Below are 9,386 nucleotides of genomic sequence, written 5' to 3' on the forward strand. Positions count from 1 at the left end.
CTTCAATTTTATAAATTTAATAAATTCTAACATATCTTATTTAAAAATTTAAGAATTTTTTCTTTAAGAAATTCTAACAATCATCTGTTTAAAAATTTAAGAATTTTTTCTTTAAGAAATTCTAACAATCATCTGTTTAAAAAAAAAAAGACATATATAATAATTAATATTGAATACTATATAAACTTAATATAATACTATATAAACTTATATAAAAAAAGTTTATTATAAACATTTAAGAAAGTTTATTTTAAGGAAGTTTTATGACAAGTAGTTACCACCCAGAACAATTTGAAATTAAGTATAATGACAATTACAATGGAACAAAATCCATTAAATTATTGAATACTACTCTTTTAGTAAATAATCCCAATCCAGAGTTAATTGATATAAATAAGATAAATGAAGAAAAATGGATTGAATTTTGGGAAAATCTAGAAAAGATAGGCTTTTGGGATCTTGAAGAAGAATATCAAGGATGTACATTAGAAGGAGGATTTACGTGGAGCGTTAGAATCCAATATAAATCAAAAGACATAATTAGCTATGGAGTGAATATAGAACCTAAAATAGTTATGGGAGATAAAATTTATTCTATTTTAGAAGAGTTGTATAAATCAATTGAAGAATTGATAAGTTTTGAATAAGATAAATAAAAAAATGGGATTAATTTTAAAACTTTTAAATTTAATATAAAACCCATTTTAAGGAAATTTTTTAAAGCTAAATATAATATCAAATGAAAAAAAGATTCCAACAAAGCCAAAAATAATAAATAAAACATAGATTAAAGAGAATAAAAATTTAGTAAAAATTTTAATTCTCACTAAAAGAAGCAGTATCTGCCATTGATTTCATTAATTCTAAATTATTACCTGTAATGATTATTACTTGATTACTGTTTTTACTTTTTATACATATAATATAATCTGCATCTTGAACATTAAAGAGCATATCTGAATCAATTGAAATATTTCCATCTGCTGAAGCTTTACCATTAGCTTTAGAAACTTTAATTCCATCAGCAGAAATAGAAACATTTTCACCATCAGAATCAGAAACTTCCAAACCCTTAGTAGATAATGAAACATTATTATTATCAGAATCGGCTATTTTTATTCCAACATTAGAAACTTCTACATTATCACCATCAGCTCTAAGATTTATATCTGTATCAGGGGAGAAAATTCCTTCAGCAATAGTCCATAAGCTATTAAAATTATTTGCTATATCAAAATTAAAGAAATTCCAATTATTAGAATTCTGATTTTTTAATAGAAAATAATTATCATTCTCTTCAACAAGATAACCATCATTTTTTAAATCATTAATGAAATCAGAAAAGATATTTTTATCAGAAGAGTCTTTTAAATACATTATTGTACTTAGATCATCAGTATTATTCCCGTGATTTGTAAAAATTTCCATACTCATAGATAGATTTCCACTATTAAAATCAGTAGTGGTTTTTTTAATAAAATTACTACCTTCAGGAGTATCAATTAGAAAATTTTCACTATCAAAGCCATTGCTTGCTAAATCATAATCTAGTGCACCAACAGTTGAAATTAGAAATACAAAAACAAATAGAGTAAATAATATAGTTAATATTTTTGAATTGTTTTTCAATTTATCACCATCTTATAAATTATAAAAATTAAACAGAAAAAAGAATAAAAATTAAATTGTAAAAAAGAATAAAACTATTCTAATTTTTCTAATTCTCCATCATTACCTCCAATATTAGTAGCTTCTTTATAAATAGATCCATAGATTCTACTAATTACAATACTGGTATATGACTCAATAAGTAAAGCATTTAAAATTAAATTAATTAAAGCTAAAACCAATGCAGAACCTGTTAAAATACTAATACCAAATGCAATAGCTCCAAATAAAAAATTAAAGAATGCTGAAATAATCATAATTGTAATGAAACTAAATAATAAAATTCCAATAAATTTAATCCATCCAATATTTTTAATTAGAGCTAAAATTTCCCTAAATCTAAATGCTGCAGCTAGTTCATCATTATAAATCATATTAGACATTGCCATTATTTCAACTAAACTAATAAATATTGCAAGTATAATAGAAATAATTAAAATTATTCCACCAATATAGTTGATAGAGCAATCAATAGATTCATTAACAGTTAACATCAATCCAAGCAAGAATAAAATTGCAGGTAAAATAGTATAAGCTATTCCTACAATTAATGAACGAATACCATTTAAGAATATTCCTTTAATATCTTTAAATTCTGGAAGTTCAAATCTAGCTTCTATAGAATATTTTATAACATTATACAGATATCCTGAGCAAAATATCATTAAAATAAATATTACTATAAATGATAAAACTATTAAAGCCATATTAGTTTGAGGAATCATTGAAAATGCTTTTTGAGCTGTATCTATAGGAGCATTTTCAGCAATGACTTTCATACTGTCATAAGCTAAATACTGTATGAAAAATGAAATAAAACTTGATATAAGGAATATTAGTCCTAAAACTAAAACCTTTTTTCCATCATTAAAAGGATATTTTAATCCTTCCTTTACTACATCAGTAATACTACTCATAAAATCACCTTTAAGAAAAAATAAATATTATTTTAAATTAATCAATCACCAATCTTTAAAGAAAAAATAAATATTATTTTAAATTAATCAATCACCAATCTTTAAAGAAAAAATCCATTTATTGAAGATTGTATAATAATCCACATACTCTTGATTGTAAAATCATATTATAAGGACCTACAATAAATAACATGACAAAATAACTTATCATAAATCCAGCAATTAATATTCCACCTGCTGCCATACCAAATCCTAAAGATCCAGTAAAGATTCCAAAGAATCCAAATAAAAACCAAATTAATAAGAAAACAATCACATAAATTCCACAGCAAATAATAACTAAACCAAGATATGTACCTAAACTTCTTGCAACACCAACTGATTTAATAATCTCTATTATTTCTTTATAATCAAATGCTTTGCTTAATGAATCATCATAATTTGCCATATTTGCTACTCCAAACATACTCATTAAGTAAGCAAATAATATAGCTACAACAGTAATTATAGAACCAACAGCCATCAATGCAGACTCAGCATATCCGCCAATTGAACTAGAGATTAAAGCAAATATTAAAAAGATTATAAATGGAATCAATAAATAAACCAAATAGACCAAAATAACTTTTATTCCATCAACAAACATATCAATAAGATTATCAAACTCAGGTAATGGATCATTACCATTAATCATACCTTCTACAGAGATTTTTGTAACTCTGTAAGAATAACCATAAAGTAAAAATATAGGAAGTAAAAGAAAGCTTAAAAAGTAACTTACCCCTAATATTAGTAAAACTTTTAAATCTTTAGCAGAATATTCTAAAGAATCTTTATAAATATCTAAAATCATAAAATCATCACCTAATCATAAATTAAAATACACCATAAATTAAAAAAATACCTATTTTAATTGAAATTCATAAACTAAACCTAAATATTATTTTAAACTAAAGTTCATCATCACTAAACTTAAAAACATCCTCTATACTTAAATAAGAATCCAACTCTTTACCATAAGTAGCTTCGTTTAAGACTCTTGTAATTTTATATGCTAAAAGTAAAGAAGGATTATACCGTCCGTTTTCTAAGGCATTAATCGTTTGACGAGTTACACCAACAGATTCAGCTAAATCCTGTTGGCTCATCTTAATTTCTTGCCTTAAATATCTTATAATTGTTTTCATATAATCACTTAAACAATAGCTAGATTAAAAATTATAGAATAAGGAATGTAATAAATATTTTCTAAATGTAAAAATTATATTACATTTTCCATATGTAAAAATTATATTACATATTATATAAATGTTTCTACAAACTAAGTGAAAAATTAAAAAAACTTAAAAAAAGGATATTAAAAGATAATGAAAAATATAACTAAAAAAAGGTATTAAAAAATAATGAAAAATATAATTAAAAAAAATAGAATTGAAAAATTATTAAGCAGTTATTATTAAGCCCTTAATAATTTAAGATTTTTATAAATATATAAAGCTATTAAAAGACCTGAAATAATGGAAATCATTAAAGTAATTGGTACAAATGGCATTTGGAATAAAAATGCATCTAAATTAAATGATTCAAGAATAACAGCTACCAAATTATTTATAAAATGAATAGATATAGTCATAAGAATGTTATCAGTTTTTAAATATACTATACACATACACATTCCAAATAAAAATGCACTGCTAATTCCACCAAACTCATGTCCAATAGCAAATATAGCAGAAGATATAATCATAGCAGCTATTACACCAATTCTTATTTTTAATCTATTAAATAGAACTCCTCTAAATAATAGTTCTTCAAGAATAGGTGCAAATATAATAGAAGATATTACCTCTAAAAAGAAAGTGAATGGATCAACATACTCTGGAGAAAAATCTAGCATAGGTACTGTACCTGGATATAAAGAAGTATAAATTAAATCCAAACTTGAAAAGAAAGCAAGTACAATGAATGCAAATAGAATATTAATTAAGAATATGTAAAGTATTTCTTCACTATTATCTTTTTTAAATAGCTTAGAAAAGTCATCACTTAAGCCATGAGTTCCTTTTAAAGCCCAGATAAAGAATAAAAGTATGAAAAATAACAGTAACATCATTACTAAATTATCAGACTTATCCATAACCGGAAAAATAATACTAAGTGCAATTGTTAAAATAAGAGCTATTAAAATAGCTACAATTAATTCTCTAAGCCTTATAGTTCTAAGCCTTACATTAAAATCTGTGACACTAAAGTCCATTTTTACACCGAAAATCTTTTTTAAAAGATAAAATTACTTTTAAAAATTTTATTAATAAACATATAATAATTTTCTAAATCTTTACTTATTAAATTTTCTACTTTAGAAAAATATTCTAAGTTGAAACTATAAAATTTACTTATTTAAATTTTCTAGCATAATAAACAATATATAAATCAGATGATTTTTCAATGATTTTATCTAATCCTATTAGTTGTTCGTGCTTTAATTTGATGGTCTGCCTCTAGAAAAATATTGTTTTAATCCTTATAAATCTTCGTTTTCACAGGATTTTAGCTATCTATAAATAGTGAATAATTCATATTAATTAAATCGGCTACATCTTGAATTAGATTTTCATTCTCCAATGAGTTTAATCACAATTAAATGTTGATAATACCTAAATATCCAATATAATACACTCATTTATTCATTCAATCCTATTTAATCATTTTTATTAAATAAATCTATTTTTGATTTCCTAATATAACATAATATTTGCCAAATATATAATAAAAGTTTGATAAACTGCTACAAAAAAATCAAAAATGAATTTCCAGAAAAAAATAAACAACAGGAAAAAATAGAAACAACGAGGCAATAGAAGATTTCTTCAAATTATACAAAGATAGACTCAACATGAGCGACATACAGAAATATACACACGATTCGCTGAAAAAACATATACTTAATGTATTTTAGCAGAATTTATCATATGAGAAGGCTACACCACAAAAACAGCACTAAAAAAGCTTGCAGAAATGTAAAAAATCCAGGACCTAAAATAAATCAATGAAAAAAATAATAATAATAATATGTGTTTATAAATAAACACATAAAATTAACAAAATATAGTTTTATCTTTTTCTAAATGGAACTAATACTAAAATTAAACTTAAAAATAAAACTACTAATGGGTTTCCAGCTTTAGGTGAGCTTGGATTAGTTAAAACTGTTTTAGCAACAGGTTCTTTATTGATACCTGTATTATTATCAGTTTTTGTTTTATTAGTACCATTAGTTACATTATTTGTTTTATTAGTTACACTAGTGTTATTAGTTACATTAGTTTCATTTGTACTATTAACAGTTTCATTAGTTATATTATTTCCTGCAATAGCAGTATTAACTTTTATACCAGTACTAGTTGTATTAAATAGAATATCTAAACTTACAGATTCTCCAGGAGCCAATACTCCTTTATATGTCCATTTATTTATTCCATCAAAAGTCCATTCATTATTTTTATCTATGTAAGACAAATAAACTAAACCCTTAGAATATTTATTATCCTTAATATAAACACCAGTTAAATTACAATCACCAGTATTAGTTAAGATAATAGTAAAACTAACAGTTTCACCAACTTTAACAGTTTTATTATTTGAAATTTTTACAATAGTCATCTTTGGAGTGTAAACTGAAGTAGTGTTATTAGTAGTTTTATTATCAGTCTCATTAGATGAAGAAACTATAACATTAGTAAAGTTACCAGATTTAACTGTATTAAAAACTACAGTAAATTCTGCAGATTCATTAATATTCAATTGATTTTTGTAAACCCATTTACCATTATTATAATTCCATTTATTTCCTTCATCAATATAAGAATCATAAATTAAACCATCATAACTTTTTTCAAATACAGTAACACCATGAAGGATTGTATCACCCATATTTGTTACTCTAATTATGAATTCCACTTTTTCTCCATTTATAACAGTTTTATTTAAAGTAATTTTTTCAACTTTCATATCATAATTAGTTCCCATATATGTAACATTAAATAGGAATAAATTTTGAGTTGTTGAACTTCCTGCACTATAAAAATCAAATAATACCTGAGTACCATTAGCTAATATTAAACTAGCATTATAATTCGGTACACGGAATCCAGAATTATACAATGCAATTACTTCTTTAGTTAAATTGTTATCACTATTTCTAAAATCACGGTCTGTAAAGTCCCATAAACTGAAAGTTATATTGTCTTTTTCATCTGAGAAATAATATTTATAAATTAAAATCTTTAAGTATTCACTAACATCTTCACCAGTTAATTGGTTACGTGCTAAACTAAGATTATTTAATAAATACACATAATCAGGGAAGTTTAATGTTCTTTGTAAACAATATCCTTTTAAACCATCTTCTAAATCAAGCAAATAAGTAGTTTTATTAACATTTTCCACGTTTATTGTGGTAGTGTTAATATCTTCTATTTGATTAGGGCTTAAAGTATTATTCTTTTGATTTAATTCATTCAATACATAAATTTGTTTATCTTCTAATGCAGTATTATCTTTAAAATTATTATTTTCAATAGTAGCATTTTCAGCATAGATAATTCCATAACCTCTAGATGTGTTGTTTTCTAGATTACTGTTGTTTAAAACTAAATTTCCACTAATTATTGCAGATCCATCATAAGCATTGTTTTTAATGAAATTAGAATTATTAACAGTAGAATTTCCAAAACTAAATAATCCCCCACCATTTACTGCAGTGTTAGAATCAAAGGTTGATTCATTTACATCAGCATTAGATGCAACAAAAGCTCCACCACCAACGTATTCTGCAATATTATTGATAAAGTTATCATTTTCTGAATTTAACACATCCGCATAAACTCCACCACCATAATAAATTACACTATTGTTGATGAAGTTATTATTCTTAGAATTTAATTCTGAAGAATGTATTCCTCCACCATATTCTGCACTGTTGTTGGTGAAATTAGAATTATTAACAGTGCTTTCACCAGTAGCATATACTGCCCCACCAATATCAGTTGCATGATTGTTGGTGAAATCGGAATTGTCAATTTTAGCATCAGCACCATATACTGCTCCACCATTTTCGTTAGCAGAGTTATTGGTGAAAGTTGAATTGTTAACAGTGATATTTTTATTAGAAAATGCTGCTCCACCATGTCTGTTAGAAGTATTGTTTGTGAAATTAGAGTTAGTAATATTAACTTCTGATTGTGCACGTACTGCTCCACCTTCATCAGATGCCTTATTGTTTATGAAATTTGAATTTTCAATTACAATATTATCTCTAGCATATGCAGCTCCACCACTTCTTTTAGCAGAGTTATCAGTGAAGTTAGAATTATTTATAACACCTGCATCATATGATCCAACTGCTCCACCATCACCGTTAGTAGCAGAATTATTAACAAATACTGAATTATTAATTGAATATTCCGTATTGGTGTATATTGCTCCACCACCATTTTTTGAAGTATTATTAACAAAAACTGAATTATTTACAGTAGCGTTTGGAGCATATATTACTCCACCTTGGCCATTTTTAGAAGTGCTGTTAGTAAAAGTAGAATCAGATATGGTTAAATTACCATAAGCTCTTATAGTTCCACCTGAACCATCTGCACTATTATTGGTGAAATTAGAATTACTAATATTAGCATTTTCTGAAGAATAAAATGCTCCACCAGAAGAATTTGCATTATTATTATTAAATGTACTGTTAATTATAGTTAAATTTCCATTTCTAACATATAATGCTCCACCGTAGGAAGTTGCACTGTTATTATTAAATGTACTGTTAATTATAATCAGATTTCCAGAGTTAAATGATATTGCTCCTCCACTTCTGGTGGTTTTTCCATTTATAAATGTTAAACCATTTATAGTTATATTCTTGTTATAACTAATGGAAAAGATATAACCTGCTCCATTTGCATCTATTATTGCATTTCCTTTATTTAAAGCTTGTAAAACTAAATTTTTACCTAAAGTTATATTTACAAGATTATAAGTTCCATCAAGGAAACAAATTGTATCATCTGCTGTAGCAGCGGTGTATCCAGTAGTCCAGTTTGTTGGATCATCACTAGAAGAACCAGTACCTGTACCGTTAGAGCTAATATAAATTATATTACCTCCTCTTGATGGACCTTCTCTTAACGGGTTTGAATTTGATTTACTTTTAATACTATTTTCATTAGTGTTTGTTGAATTGTCTACAATATTTTTGGAAGTGATTGTTTCATCAGAATTACTACAGAGGGTATTTTCCTTAATATCTGTGGATTTTTCACCTATATTAGTATCTTTATTGTATTCATCAACACTAACACTGTTATCTGTATTACTAGTAGTATCCATAGAATTTAAATCTTTCTCTCCCATTATCACATTATCATCTGTGTCTAATGCAGATACTGAAGAAATAGTTAAAAATAATGAAAATATTAATAGTAATATAATTATCTTTTTCTTCATTTTTTTAAAACTCCTTATTTTTTTTAGATAGGAATCTAATATATATTTAATATTTAAATAAATCACTACAATTTAGTCTAAATTTCCTAGATTTAAAATAAATCTAGTTCATTTAAACTGGTTTATATTCAAATATATAATAAATATATTCCTCTAAACTTATATTGAATTTCATGATAAACTATATTTTTAGTAAAATATATTTAATCATTTAAATTCAAATGGAGAAGATTTCAAATTATAACATGTGTTAATTTAATATTAACCTATTATAATATTAGACTTAAACAAAAA

The 9,386-nt window shown here is 24.8% G+C and carries 7 protein-coding genes; 1 reads left to right on the forward strand and 6 read right to left on the reverse strand.

Annotated elements, in window-relative coordinates:
- Window positions 1-263: 263 nt before the first annotated feature.
- Window positions 264-647 carry a hypothetical protein gene (locus BM020_RS02255; protein WP_074798025.1) on the forward strand — a complete coding sequence of 128 codons (384 nt, stop codon included), beginning with the start codon at window positions 264-266 and terminating at the stop codon, window positions 645-647.
- A gap of 169 nt (window positions 648-816) precedes the next feature.
- Here BM020_RS02255 and BM020_RS02260 read toward each other — a convergent pair whose 3' ends face one another.
- The 6 genes from BM020_RS02260 to BM020_RS02285 all read right to left on the reverse strand — a co-directional run bounded on the left by BM020_RS02260 (window position 817) and on the right by BM020_RS02285 (window position 9,092).
- Entirely contained in the window at window positions 817-1,629 is an 813-nt protein-coding gene (locus tag BM020_RS02260; RefSeq protein WP_074798027.1) for a hypothetical protein, read from the reverse strand.
- 74 nt (window positions 1,630-1,703) lie between these two features.
- Window positions 1,704-2,585, reverse strand: a complete 882-nt coding sequence (locus BM020_RS02265) for a DUF4013 domain-containing protein (RefSeq protein WP_067145082.1) — start codon at window positions 2,583-2,585, stop codon at window positions 1,704-1,706.
- Window positions 2,586-2,703: 118 nt separating this feature from the next.
- Complete coding sequence (locus tag BM020_RS02270; RefSeq protein WP_074798029.1) at window positions 2,704-3,438, reverse strand: DUF4013 domain-containing protein; 735 nt, start codon at window positions 3,436-3,438, stop codon at window positions 2,704-2,706.
- A 97-nt stretch (window positions 3,439-3,535) separates the two neighbouring features.
- Window positions 3,536-3,772 carry a helix-turn-helix transcriptional regulator gene (locus BM020_RS02275; protein WP_067145079.1) on the reverse strand — a complete coding sequence of 79 codons (237 nt, stop codon included), beginning with the start codon at window positions 3,770-3,772 and terminating at the stop codon, window positions 3,536-3,538.
- 269 nt (window positions 3,773-4,041) lie between these two features.
- The gene (locus BM020_RS02280) at window positions 4,042-4,842 is read right to left on the reverse strand and encodes a CPBP family intramembrane glutamic endopeptidase (RefSeq protein WP_074798031.1); all 801 of its coding nucleotides are present in this window, start codon (window positions 4,840-4,842) and stop codon (window positions 4,042-4,044) included.
- Between the two features lie 857 nt (window positions 4,843-5,699).
- The gene (locus BM020_RS02285) at window positions 5,700-9,092 is read right to left on the reverse strand and encodes a DUF11 domain-containing protein (protein ID WP_074798034.1); all 3,393 of its coding nucleotides are present in this window, start codon (window positions 9,090-9,092) and stop codon (window positions 5,700-5,702) included.
- Window positions 9,093-9,386: the final 294 nt, after the last annotated feature.

The sequence above is a fragment of the Methanobrevibacter olleyae genome (assembly GCF_900114585.1).
Taxonomy (GTDB): domain Archaea; phylum Methanobacteriota; class Methanobacteria; order Methanobacteriales; family Methanobacteriaceae; genus Methanobrevibacter; species Methanobrevibacter olleyae.

Excerpts from the sequence above, each read along its gene's own strand:
- BM020_RS02255 (WP_074798025.1), top strand. The coding sequence starts at position 264 with ATGACAAGTAGTTACCACCCAGAACAATTTGAAATTAAGTATAATGAC.
- BM020_RS02265 (WP_067145082.1), bottom strand. The coding sequence starts at position 2,585 with ATGAGTAGTATTACTGATGTAGTAAAGGAAGGATTAAAATATCCTTTT.
- BM020_RS02270 (WP_074798029.1), bottom strand. The coding sequence starts at position 3,438 with ATGATTTTAGATATTTATAAAGATTCTTTAGAATATTCTGCTAAAGAT.
- BM020_RS02275 (WP_067145079.1), bottom strand. The coding sequence starts at position 3,772 with ATGAAAACAATTATAAGATATTTAAGGCAAGAAATTAAGATGAGCCAA.
- BM020_RS02280 (WP_074798031.1), bottom strand. The coding sequence starts at position 4,842 with ATGGACTTTAGTGTCACAGATTTTAATGTAAGGCTTAGAACTATAAGG.
- BM020_RS02285 (WP_074798034.1), bottom strand. The coding sequence starts at position 9,092 with ATGAAGAAAAAGATAATTATATTACTATTAATATTTTCATTATTTTTA.